Consider the following 16,411-nt stretch of genomic DNA (forward strand, 5'->3'; position numbering starts at 1 on the left):
TCCCGGCCCCGATGCCGGAGCGGCCCCGGCATCCTCCCGGACGGGAGCGGTACCGGGGCGGGCGGGTCGGCAGGGACTACCCGATCGCGCTGCGCGGCGGGCAGGCGTCGTGCAGGATCGCCCGCACGTCGGCGGGCAGCGCGCCCCGGCCGGTGGCCGAGTCGATGATCGAGACCGCGACCTCACGCACCTTGCGGTGGGTGTGGCTGGAGATGTGCGCCAGCAGCTCGAAGGCCACCTGGTCGCCGCACGACATCAGCAGCATCAGGATGCCCTTGGCCTGCTCGATGGCGGCGCGGCTGGCCATCGCCGTGCGCAGCTGCTCGATCTCGGTCTCCAGGTGGCGCACCTGCTCGTCCCGGCCGCGCGCCGCGCCCGGCCGCACTTGGTCGGTGACGTCGATCGCCAGCCCGGAGAGCGCGACGACGGTGCCGTTCCCCTCGACGGCGGGTTCGCAGACCAGGATCACGCCGCGCTGCCGGCCGTCGGCGCGCAGCAGCCGGAACTCGCGGGTGAACGGCGTGCCGGTGGCGCAGGCGAGGCCGAGGTCGTTCCGCAGCGCCGGGCGGTCCTCGGGGTGGACGTGGGACAGCAGCAGCTGGACCGACGGGGTGGAGGTGCGGGAGTGCAGCCCCAGCAGGTCGACCACCTCGGGGGACCACCACCACTCGCCGGTCAGCAGGTCCCCGCGCCAGTGGCCGGGTCGGGGCGGGGTGGCCTGCGGCGCGGTGCGCGGAGGGCGGGACCGGCTGGTCGGGCGGGAGCTGCCAGCCGACGTGGGGGTGGTGACGGTGACGGTCATGTCCAGGCCGTTCTGTGCTGGCGCACCGGTACGCCGGTGGCGCCGGTCCCGCCGTGCTCTCGACGCGGACCGACTCGTCGGCCTGAGCCGACCGCTCCAGTGCGGGGGAAGTTACCGCGCGGCTCCGAGGCGTGCATGGGCTGACGAAGGGCTGCCTAAGCCCGGCCTACGCGTCGTGACGGAACGCGGTCGGTTGGGCGCACTCTTTCTCAGACCACGGTGCGGGGCGCCGCGGACGGCCCCCCACCCCGTTGCTGCCCGGCCACCTGCGCCAGGACGTCCACCGCTGCCCGCAGCTCCTCCACCGGGCGGGTGAACGGCAGCCGGAGGTGGTCGTCGAACGCGTGGCCGGTGCCGAACACCCGCCCCTCGGCGAGCAGCAGACCGTGCTGGGCCGCCGCCGCGCTGAGCGCGGCCGAGCTCAGCCCCGGCGGGAGGGCGCACCAGAGCGACAGCCCGCCCGAGGGTGGGTGCACCCGCCACTCGGGCAGGTGCGTCGCCAGGGCGTCGAGGAGGGCGTCCCGCTGCCGGTGCAGCTGCTCCCGCCGCTCGGCCAGCACCGCGTCCAGGTCGCGGACCAGCAGCGTCGCGGCCAGCTGGTCGAGCATGCCGACCGACAGCTGACGGTGGCCGAGCACCGCGCCGAGGCGGTCGGCCAGGGCGGCGTCGGTCCGGAGCCAGCCGATCCGCAGCCCACCCCACACCGCCTTGGCCAGCCCCCCGACGGTCACGGTGGCCGCGTCGGGCAGCCCGGCCGCGAAGGGCGGCAGCGGGCCGTCGTCCAGGTGGAGCTCTGCGCACACCTCGTCGACGACCGTGACCACCCCCTGCTGCCACAGGGTGGCGGCCAGCCGGCGCCGGCCGGCGGCGGTCAGGCGCGCGCCCGTGGGGTTGGAGAAGTCCGGCATCAGGTACGCCATCCGCGGGCTGCTCTGCCGGGCCGCCAGGTGGGCGGCCTGCACGAGGGCGTCCGGGTCGGTCGCGTCGACGGCCACCGGGACGAGCCGGGCGCCGCGGGCCTCCGCGACCCGGAGCGCCCCCGGATAGCTCGGGTGCTCGACCAGCACCCGGTCGCCGGGGTCCAGCAGCGCCTCGACGACGACGGCGGAGCCGTCGCCCACCCCGACGGTCACCACCACCTGGTCGGGATCGGTGGGCAGGCCGCGGGCGGTGAAGCGGTCGGCGACCGCCGCGCGCAACTCGGGCAGCCCGGACGGTGCGTAGCCGTGGCCACCGGTGTGCGCCGGGAGCTGCTCGAGGGCGGCGCGGTAGGCCGGCTCCAGCTGGGAGGTGGCGGCCGGAGCGGCGTGGGCCAGGTCGATGACGCCGGGCGGGGTCCGGGGTGGCCAGACGAAGTCGACCCGGTCGCCGGGCAGCTCGGTGACGGTCCCCGACCCGTGCCTGGTCCGGGCCCAGCCCTGCTCCCGCAGCACCCGGTAGGCCGAGGCGATCGTCACCCGGCTGGTGGCCAGCTCGGCCGCCAGGTCGCGCTCGGGGGGTAGCCGGGTCCCGGATGGCAGCTGCCCGGTCTCGATCAGCTCCTTCACCCGCCGGGCCAGCCCGGCGTACCGCGGGCCGGGGTGCGCGTCGAGCGGACCGACGAGGGTGGCCAGCTCACGCGCCGGAGTGGACTGCTCTGAGGGCGATGGCACCGGTCCACCATGCCGGATTGGCCTGCTCCGCACCAGTGGCGATCGTGCCACCGTCGTCCCATGACTCCTGGTGGACTCCTCGCCCTGCTGTTCCTCGCCGGCCTCGCTGCCTTGGCCGTCACCACCCTCGTCGTCGCCGTCCGCGGCGGGCTCGGCCCCGCCGACCCGCCGGCCAGCCACCTCCGGATCGACCCCGGCGGGTTCCCGGTGCTGCCCGAGCCGCGGGCCGCGCTGCCCCGGCACCTGGCTCAGCCCCGGCGGGCGGCTGGACCGCGCCGGCCCAGCCGGTGGAGCACCGCCGCGGCCGCCGCGGTCGTCCACACGGCGCGGGACAGCCGCGTCGCGCGGCCGATGTCGCCGCGCACCGGCGGCTGACCGTCACCCAGGTGCGGCCGCTCTTCGACCCGGGTGCCGTACACGTTGCGGCCGCCCAGCCGCAGACCCAGGGCGCCGGCCAGGGCCGCCTCGCACCGGCCGGCGTTCGGGCTGGGATGGGCGGCGCCGTCCCGCCGCCACGCCCGCCACGCCCCGGCGGGTGAGCCGCCGGCCAGCGGGGCGGTGGCCACGGTGAGCAGCGCGGTCAGCCGGGCCGGCGCCCAGTTGAGGACGTCGTCCAGCCGCGCGGCCGCCCAGCCGAACCGCTCGTACCGCGCCGACCGGTACCCGACCATCGCGTCCAGGGTGTTGGCCGCCCGGTAGGACAGCAGCCCGGGCAGCCCGGCGACCGCGCCCCAGAACAAGGGGGCGACCACGGCGTCGGAGGTGTTCTCGGCGACGGACTCGACCGTGGCCCGCACGAGCTCCGGCTCGCCGAGGTCGCGGGGGTCCCGGCCGGCCAGGGAGGAGAGGTGCGTCCTCGCCGCGGGGAGGTCGCCGGCCGCCAGGTGGTCGGCCATCGTCGTCGCCGCCCGGGCCAGCGAGGTGCCGCCGAGCACGGCCCAGGTGGCCAGCGCGGTCACCGCCGTGCGGGCGACGGGGGAGCCGGTGGTCAGCCGGTGCGCCGCCGTCCCCAGGGCGGTCGCCGTCCCGACGCACACCGCCACGTAGCCGGCGCCGGCCGCGCGGGAGTCGCGCCACGTCCACCGCTCCAGCGCGGCGGCCGCCTGGCCGAAGCCGGCGACCGGGTGCCGGTGGCGGGGGTCGGCGAACAGCAGGTCGGCGGCGGCGCCGAGCGCGAGCCCGGCGGCGGTCGCACACCTGTCTCCCCGCGTTCCTGTGCTCTGCGTGCGCAGCGCATGCAGAGCACAGGAACGCGGGAGGGACATCTCGGTCACTGTAGGGAGGAGCGCCGTCCCTAGGATCGACGGTCATGCGCCTGCCCGGCCGTTACGACGGCGTCGCCCGGCCGATCGTCACCTACGGCAGCAACCCCGTGCTGCACCGCCCGTGCACGGAGGTGACCGTCTTCGACCGCGCCCTCCGGCACCTGGTGCTGGACATGTTCGCCAGCATGGCCGCCGCGGACGGCGTGGGGCTGGCGGCCAACCAGATCGGCGTGGACGCCCGCGTGTTCGTCATCGAGTGCCCGGACGCCGACGGCGAGGACGTGCTCGGGTACGTGGTGAACCCGGCTCTCACGATCCTGGACCCGGTCGGCGACGAGCCGGCGGCGGAGGTCACCGAGGAGGGGTGCCTGTCGGTGCCCGGCCCCTACGCAGAGCTGGAGCGGGCGTTCCGGGCGCGGGTGGACGGCGTCGACGTCAACGGCCAGCCGACGTCGATCGAGGCCACCGGCATGGCCGCCCGCTGCCTGCAGCACGAGGTCGACCACCTCAACGGCCTGGTCTACGTCGACCTGCTGTCCGAGGAGCTGCGGGAGCGTCTGCTCGCCGAGGCGGCCGGCCCGGAGGGCGAGCTGCCCGCGTGAGCTGGTCGGTGACCGTGGTCGGGATCGGTGCCGACGGCTGGGACGGGCTCCCCCCGGCGGCCCGGCGCGCGGTCGAGGGCGCCGAGGTGCTGCGCGGCAGCGCCCGCCAGCTGGATCTGCTGCCGCCCGCGGTGACCGCCGAGCGGGTGCCCTGGCCCTCGCCGATGGCCCCCGCGCTGGCCGGGCTGCCCACAGCGCACCCCGGCCGGCGGGTCGTCGTGCTGGCCAGCGGTGACCCGATGCTCTCCGGCGTTGGCACGTCACTGGTCCGGCTGTTCGGGACCGGCGCCGTCGCGGTCGTGCCGCACCCGTCGTCGGTGAGCCTGGCCTGCGCGCGGCTGGGCTGGGCCGTGGAGGAGACGGCCGTGGTCCCGGTCGTCGGCCGGCCGGTCGAGCTGGTCGCCCCGCACGTGACCCCGGGACGGCGGCTGCTGGTGCTCGGCCCCGACGGCCGTACGCCGGCCGTGCTGGCGGCCCGGCTCCGCGACTGGGGGTACGGCGCGAGCCGGCTGACCGTGCTCGCGCAGCTCGGCGGGCCGGCGGAGCAGCGCGTCTCCGGGACCGCGGCCGGCTGGCCGCACCCGGAGACCGATCCGCTGGTGGTCACCGCCGTCGAGGTGGTGGCCGATCCGGGCACCGTGCCGCTGCCGACCACGCCCGGGCTGCCCGACGAGGCCTACGCGCACGACGGGCAGCTCACCAAGCGGGACGTCCGGGCGGTGACCCTCGCCCGGCTCGCGCCGCTGCCCGGCCAGCTGCTGTGGGACGTCGGCGCCGGCGCGGGCTCGATCGGCATCGAGTGGATGCGCGTGCACCCGTCCTGCCGGGCGGTGGCCGTGGAGTCGCACCCGGAGCGCGCGGCGCGGATCAGCCGCAACGCCAGCCGGCTCGGGGTCCCTGGGCTGCAGGTGGTCGAGGGCCGGGCGCCCGGGGCGCTCGCCGGGCTGCCGCGGCCGGACGCGGTGTTCGTCGGCGGCGGCGCGACGGTGCCCGGCTTGCTGGAGACGTGCTGGGCGGCGCTCGCCCCCGGCGGCCGGCTGGTGGTGAACGCGGTGACGCTGGAGAGCGAGGCGCTGCTCGCCGGGTGGCGCGCCCGGCACGGCGGGTCACTGACCCGGCTCTCGGTCGCGCACGCCGAACCGGTCGGCAGCTTCACCAGCTTCAAGACCGCCCTCCCTGTGACGATCTGGAGCGGAGTCCGATGACGGTGCACTTCATCGGCGCGGGACCGGGCGCCGCGGACCTCGTCACCGTCCGGGCGGCCCGGCTGATCGCCTCCTGCCGGGTCTGCCTCTACGCAGGCGCGCTGGTGCCGCGCGAGCTGCTGGACACCGCCCCCGACGGCGCCCGGCTGGTCGACACCGCCGACCTGGACCTCGACCGGATCACCGCCGAGCTGGTCGCCGCGCACGCCGCGGGCCTGGACGTCGCCCGCCTGCACTCCGGCGACCCGTCGGTGTACAGCGCGATGGCCGAGCAGATGCGCCGGCTGGACGCGGCCGGGGTGCCGTACGAGGTGGTCCCCGGGGTGCCGGCGTTCGCGGCCGCCGCGGCCTCGCTCAAGCGGGAGCTGACCGTGCCCGGGGTCGCGCAGACCGTCGTCCTCACCCGGACCAGCGCCCGCTCCACCCCGATGCCGCCCGGCGAGCAGCTGGCCGCCTACGCCGCGACCGGCGCCACGCTCGTGCTGCACCTCGCGGTGCAGCGGATGACCGAGCTGGCCCCGGAGCTGGCCGCGCACTACGGCGCGGACTGCCCGGTCGCGGTGGTGGCCCGGGCCAGCCGGGACGACGAGCTCACGCTGCGCGGGACGCTCGCCGACATCGCGGCGCAGGTGACGGACGCCGGTGTGCGGCGCACCGCGGTGGTGATCGTCGGCCGCGCGCTGGCGGCGGAGCAGTTCCCCGACAGCCACCTCTACTCGACAACCCGGCCGCGGTGAACGTCGTGCTCAGCGGGGTCCTTCGTCAGGCCCGGCCGACGACCGTCCCGGCGCGGTCGATCACCACCACGTCGACCTCCACCGGCGCGCCGCGCAGCACCTCCTCGGCGGTCCGCCGGGCCCCGGCGGCCACCAGGTCGCCCAGCGGCAGCCCGGCGGCCTGGCACTGGCGCAGCGCGTCGAGCGCGGTGTTCGCCTCCCGCACGCCGGTGACCAGCTCGGGCGGCCCACCGGCGTCGGCGACCAGCGCGGCCAGCGCGGCGAAGGACACCTGCGAGCGCGCCGAGTGCAGGTCCAGGTGACCCTCCGCGAGCTTGGCGAGCTTGCCGATCCCGCCGGCGATCGTCAGCCGCGGCACCGGGTGCCGGCGCAGGTACTTGAGCACCGCGCCGGCGAAGTCCCCCATGTCCAGCAGCGCGTCCTCGGGCAGGCCGTGGAGCCGCTGCACGGTCTGCTCGCTGGTCGACCCGGTGCACCCGGCGACGTGGGTGTGCCCGGCGGCGCGGGCCACGTCGATCCCGCGGCGGATCGAGTCGATCCACGACGAGCAGGAGTAGGGGACGACGACGCCCGTCGTCCCGAGGATGGACAGCCCGCCCAGGATGCCGAGCCGCGGGTTCCAGGTCTTCCGGGCGAGCTCCTCGCCGTTCTCCACCGCCACCTCGACGACGACGTCCCCGCTGCCGCCGTGCCGGGCGGCCACCGCGGCCACGTGCTCGGTGATGAACCGGCGCGGCATCGGGTTGATCGCCGGCTCGCCCACCGCCAGCGGCAGGCCCGGCTTGGTCACCGTGCCCACGCCCGGACCGGCCCGGAACAGCACCCCGCTGCCCGGCTCGCCGAGGGTCACCTGCGCGGAGACGAGTGCCCCGTGCGTGACGTCGGGGTCGTCGCCCGCGTCCTTGACGATCTCGACGGTCGCGGCGCCCGGCTCCAGCGACTCCCGGGCCAGCGCGAACGCCGGGTGCCGGCCGCCAGGCAGGTCGATCCGCACCGGGTCGGGGAAATCGCCGGTGAGCAGCGCGGTGTAGGCGGCAGTGGTGGCGGCGGTCGCGCAGGCGCCCGTCGTCCAGCCGTGCCGCAGCCCGCTGGCACCGTCCCTGCTCACGGACTCATCCTCCCCGGCCGGGTCGCATGAACGACCAGGTGCTGGTGCTCGGTGGCACCGGGGAGGCCCGGCGGCTGGCCGCGGCCCTGGTCGCGCGGGGCGTCGACGTGCTGTCCAGCCTCGCCGGGCGGGTGGCCGACCCGGCGCTGCCGGAGGGCGCGGTGCGGATCGGCGGGTTCGGCGGCGCGGAGGGGCTGGCCGCCTGGCTGGCCGAGCACCGGCCGCGCGCCGTCGTCGACGCGACGCACCCCTTCGCCGCGACGATCACCGCCTCGGCGGCCACCGCCGCGGCGGCTCAGCGCACTCCGCTGCTGCGGCTGCAGCGCCCGGGGTGGACGCCGCAGCCGGGGGACGAGTGGCGGTTCGTCGACTCGCTGACCGAGGCGGCCCGGGCGGTCGCGGGTTTCCGCAGCGTCTTCCTGACCACCGGCCGTCAGGGCGTGGGCGCGTTCGCCGAGCTGCCCGGCCGAGTCCTGGTGCGCTCGGTCGACCCGCCCGACGAGCCGCTGCCGGCCGGCGCGACGCTGCTGCTGGCCCGTGGGCCGTTCAGCCTCGCCGACGAGCTGGCGCTGCTGCGCGAGCACGCGGTGGACGTCGTCGTCACCAAGGACTCCGGCGGGCACATGACCGAGGCGAAGCTGACCGCGGCCCGCGAACTGGGTATCCCGGTGGTGCTGGTCCGCCGGCCACCGCTGCCGCCCGGGGTGCCGACCGTCGCGACCGTCGAGGAGGCGCTGGCCTGGGTGGAGCGGAGCGAGGTCAGGCCCCCGGCTGCCGGAGGAGGGCCCAGGCGGTGACCCACACCGTGCCGACGGTCAGCACCAGCGCGCCGGGCACGTGCGCGCCCATGTTCCCGGCGCTGCCGAGGGCGGCCTGCAGGAAGCCGGCGACGAAGACCCCGGCGGAGACGGCGACCGGCCACCGGGTGCCGCCGGCGCGGGCGTGCAGCAGCGTCGCCGCCAGGAGCAGGAAGGTCGCGACGTGCAGCGCGATGGCGCCGGCGCCGTGCGGAGCCTGGTCGCCGGACAGCAGCCGGCCCGCCGTGACGAACTGCCAGAGCAGGGTGAGCGCCGACAGCACCGCCGCGGCCTGGACGGCTCGGATGCTGGACGTGCTCCGGGCGGTCGGTACGGGGTGGGTCCGGGTCATCACGACACTCCTCCGGAAGGAAACAGTTCCTTGATCTTTCATGGAAGCAGGTCCGCGCCGGTCGGGGAAGGGGGCGGACGGCGGCTCGTGCTCTTCGACCTCGACGGCACACTGGTCGACTCGACGCCGGGCATCTGGACGTCGATCCGGGCCGCCGCGGCGGAGCTCGGGCTGCCCGAGCCGAGCGAGGCGCAGTTGCGGTCGATGGTCGGGCCGCCGCTGCAGGACGGCTTCGCCGGGGCCTTCGGCCTCACCGGGGACGACGTCGACCGCGCGGTGCTCGCCTATCGGGCCCACTACGCCCAGGGTCCGCTGCTCGACGCCCACGTCTACCCCGGCATCCCCGAGCTGCTGGCCGGCCTGCGCGGCGACGGAGTCACGCTGGCGGTCGCGACCAGCAAGCCCGAGGAGTTCGCCCTCCGGGTGCTCGACCACGTCGGGCTGCTCGCGGAGTTCGCGAGCGTGCACGGCGCCACGTTCGACGGCACGGTGCGGCACAAGGACCAGGTGGTCGCCGCCGCGCTGGCCGCCCACCCGGACGGCGAGCGCCCTGTGCTCGTGGGGGACCGGGCGCACGACGTCCTCGGCGCCCGCGCCCACGGGCTGCCGTGCATCGGCGCCGGCTGGGGCCCGGCGCCCCCGGGGGAGCTGGCCGCGGCCGGGGCGACCGTCGTCGCCGCGACCCCCGCCGACGTCCCGGCCGCGCTGGCCGGCCTGGAGGTGGTCCGGTGAGCGGGACGCGGGTGGCCATCGTCGGGGGCGGGGTGATCGGCCTGACCATCGCCGCGGAGCTCGCGCGCGCCGGGACGTCGGTGACCGTGCTGGCCGACCGGACCGCCGAGGAGAGCGTCTCCGCCGTCGCAGCGGCGCTGTGGTTCCCCTACCGCTCCGGGCACCCCTCGCTCGTCACCTGGCTGGAGCGCAGCCTGCACCGCTTCACCGAGCTCGCCGCGGACCCGGACACCGGCGTGGACCTGCGCTCCGGCCTTGTCGTGGAGCGGCGCCCGGATGCCGACCGGTCGTGGACGGCGGCGGTCCCCGGGCACCGGGAGGCGACACCGGAGGAGCTGCCGCCCGGGGCCCTGGCCGGCGTCCGGGCGACCGTCCCGGTGCTCACCGTCCCGGCCTACCTCCCCTGGCTGCTGGCGCGCTGCGAGCGCGCGGGGGTCCGGTTCCTGACCCGCACGGTGGGCTCGATCGACGAGCTGGCCGCCGACCCGGCGCTGGCGCCGGACGTCGTGGTGGTCGCCGCCGGCCTGCGCGCCGGGACGCTGCTCGGCGACGACAGCGTCTTCCCCATCCGCGGGCAGGTCGTCCGGGTCGCCAACCCCGGGATCACCGAGTGGATCACCGACGACCAGGATCCCGCGGGCGTGACCTACGTGGTGCCGCGCCGGCACGACGTCGTCTGCGGGGGCGTGGCCGAGGTGGGCTCGTGGGACGAGGGCATCGACCCGGACACCGAACGGGCGGTCCTGGCCCGCACCGCTGCCCTGGTCCCGGCGCTGGCCGGGCAGCCGGTCCTGGGCCGGGCCGCGGGGCTGCGGCCGGGCCGGCCGAGCATCCGGCTGGAGCAGGTCGAGGGGCACGCCGTCCCGGTGGTCGCCTGCTACGGGCACGGCGGCTCGGGGGTCACGCTGTCCTGGGGCTGCGCCGAGGCCGTCGCCGGGCTGGTCGCCGACCTCTGAGGGGACCGCGCGGCATCCACGGGTGAGGAACCGCCGGTCCGGGCAGGAAGCACCCGTGACGAGCCCAGCCACGCTGCCCGACGCGCTGCAGGCACTGCGCGACGAGGTGGCCGCCGCGCCCCTCGGCCTGGCCACCCTCGGCCGGGACGCCGCGGCCCGGACCGCCGCCGAGGTGGTCCACCAGGTCGACGACTACCTGCTGCCCCGGCTGCGCGACCTGGACGCCCCGCTGCTCGCGGTGGTCGGCGGTTCCACCGGCGCCGGCAAGTCCACGCTGGTCAACAGCATCCTGCGGGCGCACGTGACCACCCCCGGGGTGCTCCGGCCGACCACCCGGGCGCCGGTGCTGGTCTGCGCTCCCGCCGACCGGGCGGCCTTCGCCGGGGACCGGGTGCTGCCCGGGCTGACCCGCACCACGGGTGGGCAGGCCGGGCCGGGCGGTCTGCAGCTGGTGACCCACGAGGGGCTGCCGGCGGGGCTGGCGCTCATCGATGCCCCGGACGTCGACTCGGTCGTGGAGGCCAACCGGGACCTCGCCGGGCAGCTGCTCGCCGCCGCCGACCTGTGGGTCTTCGTGACGACGGCGGCCCGTTACGCCGACGCCGTCCCCTGGGACCTGCTGCGGACGGCGCAGGAGCGGGGCACCGCGCTCGCCGTCGTCCTCGACCGGGTGCCCCCCGAGGCCGTCCGCGAGGTGTCCGCCGACCTGGCCGCGATGCTCCGCAGCGGCGGGCTCGGCGGAGCGCACCTGTTCGTGGTCGAGGAGCGTCCGCTGCGCGACGGGTTCCTGCCCGACGACCAGGCCGGGCCGCTGCGGTCGTGGCTGCACGCGCTGGCCGCCGACCAGGAGCAGCGGGCCGCCGTGGTGCGCCAGACCCTGGCCGGTGCGCTGGGGAGCCTCGACGACCGGGTCGCCTCCGTGGTCGCGGCGGTGGAGGAGCAGGTCACCGCGGCCGACGCGCTCGACGCCGCGGCCGACGCGGCCTACGCCCGCGCCCGGGCCGAGGTCGGTGAGGCGGTGGGAAACGGGACCCTGCTGCGCGGGGAGGTGCTCGCCCGCTGGCAGGAGTTCGTCGGCACGGGGGAGTGGATGCGCTCGCTGCAGGGCCAGGTCGGGCGGCTGCGCGACCGGGTCACCGCCGCGCTGACCGGCCGCCCAACCCCAGCCGCCGACCTGCAGGGCGCCTTGGAGTCGGGGGTGGAGGTGCTGCTCCGCGCGGAGGCGGACCGCGCCGCGGAGGCCACGGTGACCAGCTGGCGCGCGCTGCCCGGCGGCATCGGCCTGCTGGCCGGCCGGGAGGAGGAGCTGGAGGGCGTGTCGCCCGGCTTCACCGGCGTGGCGTCGGACGAGGTGCGCGACTGGCAGGGGTACGTGCTCGAGCTGGTCCGCGACGAGGGCGCGGGCAAGCGGTCGCGGGCGCGGCTGATGTCCTGGGGCGTCAACGGGGCGGGCGCGGTCGTGATGATCGCCGTCTTCGCGTCCACGGCGGGGCTGACCGGGGCCGAGGTCGCCATCGCCGGCGGAACCACGGCGATCGGGCAGCGGGTGCTGGAGGCGGTGTTCGGGGACGCCGCGGTCCGCGAGCTCGCCGCCCGGGCGCGCGCCGACCTCGACGCCCGGGCCGACCGACTGCTGGGCATGGAGCAGGACCGGTTCGACGAGCTCCTCGACGAGGTCGCCCCGGCACCGGACGCCGCCCAGCGGCTGCGCGCCGCCGTCGCCGGGCTGGACGTCGCCCGCGGAGCCCGCGCGTGAGGCGCCGGGAGCTGTCGCTGACCGACCGGCTGGCCGCCCTGCGGGAGGCCGTCGAGGTCGCCGAGGACCGGCTGGAGGTGCCCGAGGTGGGCGCCGCGCGGTCCCTGCTGGCCAAGGCCGGAGCCCGCGAGGCGCTCGGCGACGCGACCGTCGTGGCGCTGGCCGGGGCCACCGGCAGCGGCAAGTCCACGCTGTTCAACGCGCTCTCCGGGGCCGAGGTGAGCACGCCCGGTGTCCGGCGGCCGACCACCGGCGTCGCGCACGCCAGCGTGTGGGGCGAGCACGGGGCCGACCGGCTGCTCGACTGGCTGGAGGTGCCGCGCCGCCACCGCGTGGTGCCGGCCGACCCGGCGCTGGACGGGCTGGTGCTGCTCGACCTGCCCGACCACGACAGCGTGCGGCTGGAGCACCGGCTGGAGGTGGACCGGCTGGTGCAGCTGGTCGACGTCCTGGTCTGGGTGCTGGACCCGCAGAAGTACGCCGACGCCGCCGTCCACTCCCGCTACCTGCAGCCGCTGGCCCGCCACGCCGGGGTCCTGGTCGTCGTGCTGAACCAGGTCGACCGGCTCGAGGAGTCCGCGGTCGAGGCGTGCCTGACCGACCTGCGCGGGCTGCTCGACCGCGAGGGTCTCGCGGCGACCCCGATCGTGGCCGCCTCGGCACGCACCGGGGCCGGCCTGCCCGGGCTGCGCGCCGAGATCGCCCGCCGGGTGAGCGCCCGCCGGGCGGCCACCGACCGGCTGGCCGCCGACGCGCGGGGAGCGGCGGCCGCGCTGGCGCAGCACTGCGCGCCGGACGCCGGGCCCGACCGGAGCCGGGAGCAGGACGAGCGCGAGGGGCTGGTCGACGCCCTCGCCGACGCGGCCGGGGTGCCGGCCGTGGTGACGGCGGTGGAGCGCTCGGCCCGCCGCCGGGGGGCCGCGCACACCGGCTGGCCGGTGCTCCGCTGGACGTCGAAGCTCCGCGGTGACCCGCTGGGGAGGCTGCACCTGGGCGACGAGCGGGCCCGCACCTCGCTGCCCGGGGCGGGGGCCGTGCAGCAGGCGGCGATGGGCGCGGCGCTGCGCCGGGCCCGGGACGACGCCGGGCAGGGACTGCCGCAGGCGTGGCGCGACGAGCTCCGCCGAACCGCCGAGCTGTCGGAGGAGCGGCTGGCCGACCGGCTGGACCGGGCCGTCGCCGGCACCGACCTGGGCCCGGACCGCACGCCGGTGTGGCAGCGGGCGGTCAGCGGGCTGCAGTGGCTGCTCGCGGTGACCGCGCTGGCCGGGGCGCTGTGGCTGCTGGCCCTGGTCGGGCTGGGGCTGCTGCAGCTGGACGACGTCGTCCCCCTGCCCCGGGTCGAGGGCATCCCGCTGCCCACGCTGCTGCTGATCGGCGGCCTGCTCGCCGGGCTGCTGCTGGCCCTGGTGGCCCGGCCGCTGGTGGCCGCGGGGGCCCGGCGGCGCGGGCGGCTGGCCTACCGGCGGCTCGCCGAGCGGATCGCCGAGGTCGCCGACGACGAGGTGCTCGACCCGCTCTGCGCGGCGCGGGCCGACCACGACCGGTTCTGCGCGGCGGTCGGCCGGGCGGGGGTGGACCGGTGAGCCGGCACCCCGGCTTTGCATGGTCATGCATCACAATGCATACTTCTGCTCATGTCCAAGGTGCTCACCTCCCTGCCCGTCGGCGAGCGCGTCGGCATCGCCTTCTCCGGCGGCCTCGACACCTCCGTGGCGGTCGCGTGGATGCGCGACAGGGGTGCGGTGCCCTGCACCTACACCGCCGACATCGGCCAGTACGACGAGCCCGACATCGGCTCGGTGCCCGGGCGGGCCACCGCGTACGGGGCGGAGATCGCCCGGCTGGTCGACTGCCGCGCGGCCCTCGTGGAGGAGGGGCTGGCCGCCCTGACCTGCGGGGCGTTCCACGTCCGGTCCGGTGGGCGCAGCTACTTCAACACCACCCCGCTGGGCCGGGCGGTCACCGGGACGCTGCTGGTCCGCGCCATGCTCCAGGACGGCGTGCAGATCTGGGGGGACGGCTCCACCTACAAGGGCAACGACATCGAGCGCTTCTACCGCTACGGCCTGCTGGCCAACCCCGCGCTCCGGATCTACAAGCCGTGGCTGGACGCCGACTTCGTCACCGAGCTCGGCGGCCGCAAGGAGATGTCCGAGTGGCTGGTCGCGCACGACCTGCCCTACCGGGACAGCGCGGAGAAGGCGTACTCGACCGACGCCAACATCTGGGGCGCCACGCACGAGGCCAAGACCCTCGAGCACCTCGACACCGGGATCGAGACCGTCGAGCCGATCATGGGCGTCCGGTTCTGGGACCCCGAGGTCGAGATCGCGCCCGAGGACGTCACCATCGGCTTCGAGCTCGGCCGGCCGGTCACGATCAACGGCAAGGAGTTCGCCTCCGCCGTCGACCTGGTCCTGGAGGCCAACGCGATCGGCGGCCGGCACGGGCTGGGCATGTCCGACCAGATCGAGAACCGGATCATCGAGGCCAAGAGCCGAGGCATCTACGAGGCCCCCGGGATGGCCCTGCTGCACGGGGCCTACGAGCGGCTGGTCAACGCGATCCACAACGAGGACACCCTGGCCACCTACCACTCCGAGGGCCGGCGGCTCGGCCGGCTGATGTACGAGGGCCGGTGGCTGGACCCGCAGTCGCTGATGCTGCGCGAGTCGCTGCAGCGGTGGGTCGGCATGGCGGTCTCCGGCGAGGTCACCCTGCGGCTGCGGCGCGGCGAGGACTACTCGATCCTCGACACCTCCGGGCCGGCGTTCAGCTACCACCCGGACAAGCTGTCCATGGAGCGGACCGAGGACTCCGCCTTCGGCCCGGTCGACCGGATCGGCCAGCTGACCATGCGCAACCTCGACATCGCCGACTCGCGGGCCCGGCTGGAGCAGTACGCCCGGATCGGCATGGTGGGCGGCTCGACGCCGGCGGCCATCGGCGCCGCGCAGGCCGCCTCCACCGGGCTGATCGACGCGTCCGTGGAGGGCGGGGCCCAGGCGATCGCGTCGCGGGGGCGGGTCTCCGCGCACGACGAGCTGCTCGACCGCGCCGCGATGGAGTCCGGCACCGACTGAGGCGGCCCCTGCAGAGGGGTCCTGGTCAGGCCGGCGCGGTCGCCCGGCGGCGGTGCGCCGCCGGCCCGGCGACGGCCAGCACGGTCAGCACGATGACGACCGCGCCGTAGACCTGCGCCGTCGCCGCCAGGCCGACGTGCCCGGCGGCGACGCCGGCACCGATCGCCGGCACGCTGAAGGCGAGGTAGCTGACCGTGAACACCGCCGACAGCAGCCCCGCCCGCCGGCCCGGGGCGACGCCGTCGGTGACGGTGGCCATCGCCCCGAGGAACGCCGTCCCGAAACCGGCCCCGGAGACGACGGCGGCGACGAAGAAGCCGGCCAGCGACCCGGCGGCGAGGGCGGCGACGGTGCCGCCCACCCCCACCGCGAAGACCAGCGCGCCCCGGACCATGGTGCGGTCCGGCGCGAGGCCGCGCACGGCCAGCGACCCGACCAGGCCCGTGCCGTTGAGCGCGAGCACCACGAGGCTGCCCACGACGTGGTCGGCCACGCCGAAGACGTCGACGACCAGGGACGGGCCCAGCGAGGCGTACAGCCCACCGAGCGCCCAGGTGGCGACCAGGCAGGGGAGGACGAGGACGAACGCCCGGCGCTGCGGGGCCGGCACCTGCACGCTCGGCCGCAGCGACGCCGCGGCGCCCGCCAGCCGGGGCGAGGTCTCCGGCAGGGCGAGCACCCCGAGCGCCGCCAGCAGGCAGAGGACGGTGAGCGACCCGAACACCCAGTCGGTGGCCGCGGGCAGGAACTCCACGGCGAGGCCGGCGCCGACCGCCCCCAGCGAGAGCCCCAGTCCCGGGGCGGCGGCGTTGACCAGCGGGCCCAGCGGGCGCTCGGGGCGCTGGGTGTCCAGCAGTGCCGCGCCGAACGTGCCGGTCATCGCCCCGGTCGCCAGTCCCTGCACGACCCGGGCGGCGAGCAGCCACCCGACGCCGTCGGCGAGCAGGAACATCGCCATCGCGGCCGCCTCGACCACCAGCGCCACCGCGAGCACGGGACGCCGGCCCACGTGGTCGGACAGCCCGCCGACCACCAGCAGCGACAGCAGCAACGCGAAGGCGTAGACCGCGAAGACCACGGTCAGCATCCCCGGCCCGAAACCGAACTGCTCCGCGTAGACGCGGTAGAGCGGGGAGGGCACCCCGGAGGCGGCGAGCATCAGCACCAGCAGGACGGCGACCGTCCAGAACGCGGCCGGCCGGGGGAGCGTGGTGCGGGGCACGGGAAGAGCCAAGCAGTTGGCCCCCGGAACTGTTCCCGGCGCGCTGACCAGGGCTGTTACGCCCGGGATGGGTGAGGGCGCCATTGCTTTCGGGTGCACTCCCCGCCGGCACCTGCCGATACCCATCGGTGAGGGGGTG

The 16,411-nt window shown here is 76.9% G+C and carries 15 protein-coding genes; 9 read left to right on the top strand and 6 right to left on the bottom strand.

Annotation, left to right across the window (positions count from 1 at the left end; genetic code table 11):
- Positions 1 to 76 precede the first annotated feature (76 nt).
- The 3 genes from HK417_RS01020 to HK417_RS01030 form a co-directional block, all read right to left on the bottom strand.
- Positions 77 to 802 (bottom strand): PAS and ANTAR domain-containing protein, encoded by a 726-nt coding sequence (locus HK417_RS01020; RefSeq protein ID WP_222262414.1) that lies wholly within the window; start codon positions 800 to 802, stop codon positions 77 to 79.
- Between the two features lie 209 nt (positions 803 to 1,011).
- On the bottom strand, positions 1,012 to 2,454 hold the full coding sequence (gene yczR / locus HK417_RS01025) for a MocR-like transcription factor YczR (RefSeq protein WP_222262417.1): 1,443 nt from the start codon (positions 2,452 to 2,454) through the stop codon (positions 1,012 to 1,014).
- Positions 2,455 to 2,702: 248 nt separating this feature from the next.
- Positions 2,703 to 3,719: a cobalamin biosynthesis protein gene (locus HK417_RS01030; RefSeq protein ID WP_222262419.1), complete on the bottom strand. Its 1,017-nt coding sequence runs from the start codon at positions 3,717 to 3,719 to the stop codon at positions 2,703 to 2,705.
- 44 nt (positions 3,720 to 3,763) lie between these two features.
- Between HK417_RS01030 and def the strand changes: the two genes are divergently transcribed.
- From def to cobM, 3 genes are read left to right on the top strand one after another with little or no spacing between them, the layout of a single operon-like run.
- Positions 3,764 to 4,321 (top strand): peptide deformylase, encoded by a 558-nt coding sequence (def, locus tag HK417_RS01035; RefSeq protein ID WP_222262421.1) that lies wholly within the window; start codon positions 3,764 to 3,766, stop codon positions 4,319 to 4,321.
- Entirely contained in the window at positions 4,318 to 5,526 is a 1,209-nt protein-coding gene (gene cbiE / locus HK417_RS26280) for a precorrin-6y C5,15-methyltransferase (decarboxylating) subunit CbiE (RefSeq protein WP_222262423.1), read from the top strand. The genes def and cbiE overlap by 4 nt, the downstream gene beginning before the upstream one ends.
- Positions 5,523 to 6,263, top strand: coding sequence for a precorrin-4 C(11)-methyltransferase (gene cobM / locus HK417_RS01045; protein ID WP_222262425.1), 741 nt, complete (start codon positions 5,523 to 5,525; stop codon positions 6,261 to 6,263). The genes cbiE and cobM overlap by 4 nt, the downstream gene beginning before the upstream one ends.
- Before the next feature lie 25 nt (positions 6,264 to 6,288).
- Here cobM and HK417_RS01050 read toward each other — a convergent pair whose 3' ends face one another.
- Positions 6,289 to 7,371 (bottom strand): cobalt-precorrin-5B (C(1))-methyltransferase, encoded by a 1,083-nt coding sequence (locus HK417_RS01050; protein WP_222262427.1) that lies wholly within the window; start codon positions 7,369 to 7,371, stop codon positions 6,289 to 6,291.
- Between the two features lie 26 nt (positions 7,372 to 7,397).
- On the opposite strand from HK417_RS01050, the gene HK417_RS01055 reads away from it, so the two are divergent.
- Positions 7,398 to 8,168, top strand: coding sequence for a cobalt-precorrin-6A reductase (locus tag HK417_RS01055; RefSeq protein WP_222262429.1), 771 nt, complete (start codon positions 7,398 to 7,400; stop codon positions 8,166 to 8,168).
- Here HK417_RS01055 and HK417_RS01060 read toward each other — a convergent pair.
- Positions 8,131 to 8,520 (bottom strand): hypothetical protein, encoded by a 390-nt coding sequence (locus tag HK417_RS01060; protein ID WP_222262431.1) that lies wholly within the window; start codon positions 8,518 to 8,520, stop codon positions 8,131 to 8,133. The two genes, HK417_RS01055 and HK417_RS01060, sit on opposite strands and share 38 nt — an antisense overlap.
- Positions 8,521 to 8,607: 87 nt before the next feature.
- Here HK417_RS01060 and HK417_RS01065 point away from each other — a divergent pair, with 87 nt between their 5' ends.
- The 5 genes from HK417_RS01065 to argG are packed head-to-tail and all read left to right on the top strand — an operon-like array spanning position 8,608 to position 15,050.
- Entirely contained in the window at positions 8,608 to 9,252 is a 645-nt protein-coding gene (locus HK417_RS01065; RefSeq protein WP_308123289.1) for an HAD hydrolase-like protein, read from the top strand.
- Entirely contained in the window at positions 9,249 to 10,208 is a 960-nt protein-coding gene (locus tag HK417_RS01070) for an FAD-dependent oxidoreductase (protein WP_308123290.1), read from the top strand. Before HK417_RS01065 ends, HK417_RS01070 begins: the two co-directional genes overlap by 4 nt.
- Positions 10,209 to 10,263: 55 nt before the next feature.
- Positions 10,264 to 11,964 (top strand): ABC transporter, encoded by a 1,701-nt coding sequence (locus HK417_RS01075; RefSeq protein WP_222262433.1) that lies wholly within the window; start codon positions 10,264 to 10,266, stop codon positions 11,962 to 11,964.
- Positions 11,961 to 13,550 carry a GTPase gene (locus HK417_RS01080; RefSeq protein ID WP_222262435.1) on the top strand — a complete coding sequence of 530 codons (1,590 nt, stop codon included), beginning with the start codon at positions 11,961 to 11,963 and terminating at the stop codon, positions 13,548 to 13,550. Before HK417_RS01075 ends, HK417_RS01080 begins: the two co-directional genes overlap by 4 nt.
- Positions 13,551 to 13,601: 51 nt before the next feature.
- On the top strand, positions 13,602 to 15,050 hold the full coding sequence (gene argG, locus HK417_RS01085; protein WP_222262437.1) for an argininosuccinate synthase: 1,449 nt from the start codon (positions 13,602 to 13,604) through the stop codon (positions 15,048 to 15,050).
- Between the two features lie 25 nt (positions 15,051 to 15,075).
- On the opposite strand, the gene HK417_RS01090 is transcribed toward argG, so the two are convergent.
- On the bottom strand, positions 15,076 to 16,272 hold the full coding sequence (locus HK417_RS01090; protein WP_222262439.1) for an MFS transporter: 1,197 nt from the start codon (positions 16,270 to 16,272) through the stop codon (positions 15,076 to 15,078).
- Between the last annotated feature and the right edge of the window lie 139 nt (positions 16,273 to 16,411).

Origin of the sequence: Modestobacter marinus (genome assembly GCF_019799945.1) — a bacterium.
Classification (GTDB): Bacteria; Actinomycetota; Actinomycetes; order Mycobacteriales; family Geodermatophilaceae; genus Modestobacter; species Modestobacter marinus_B.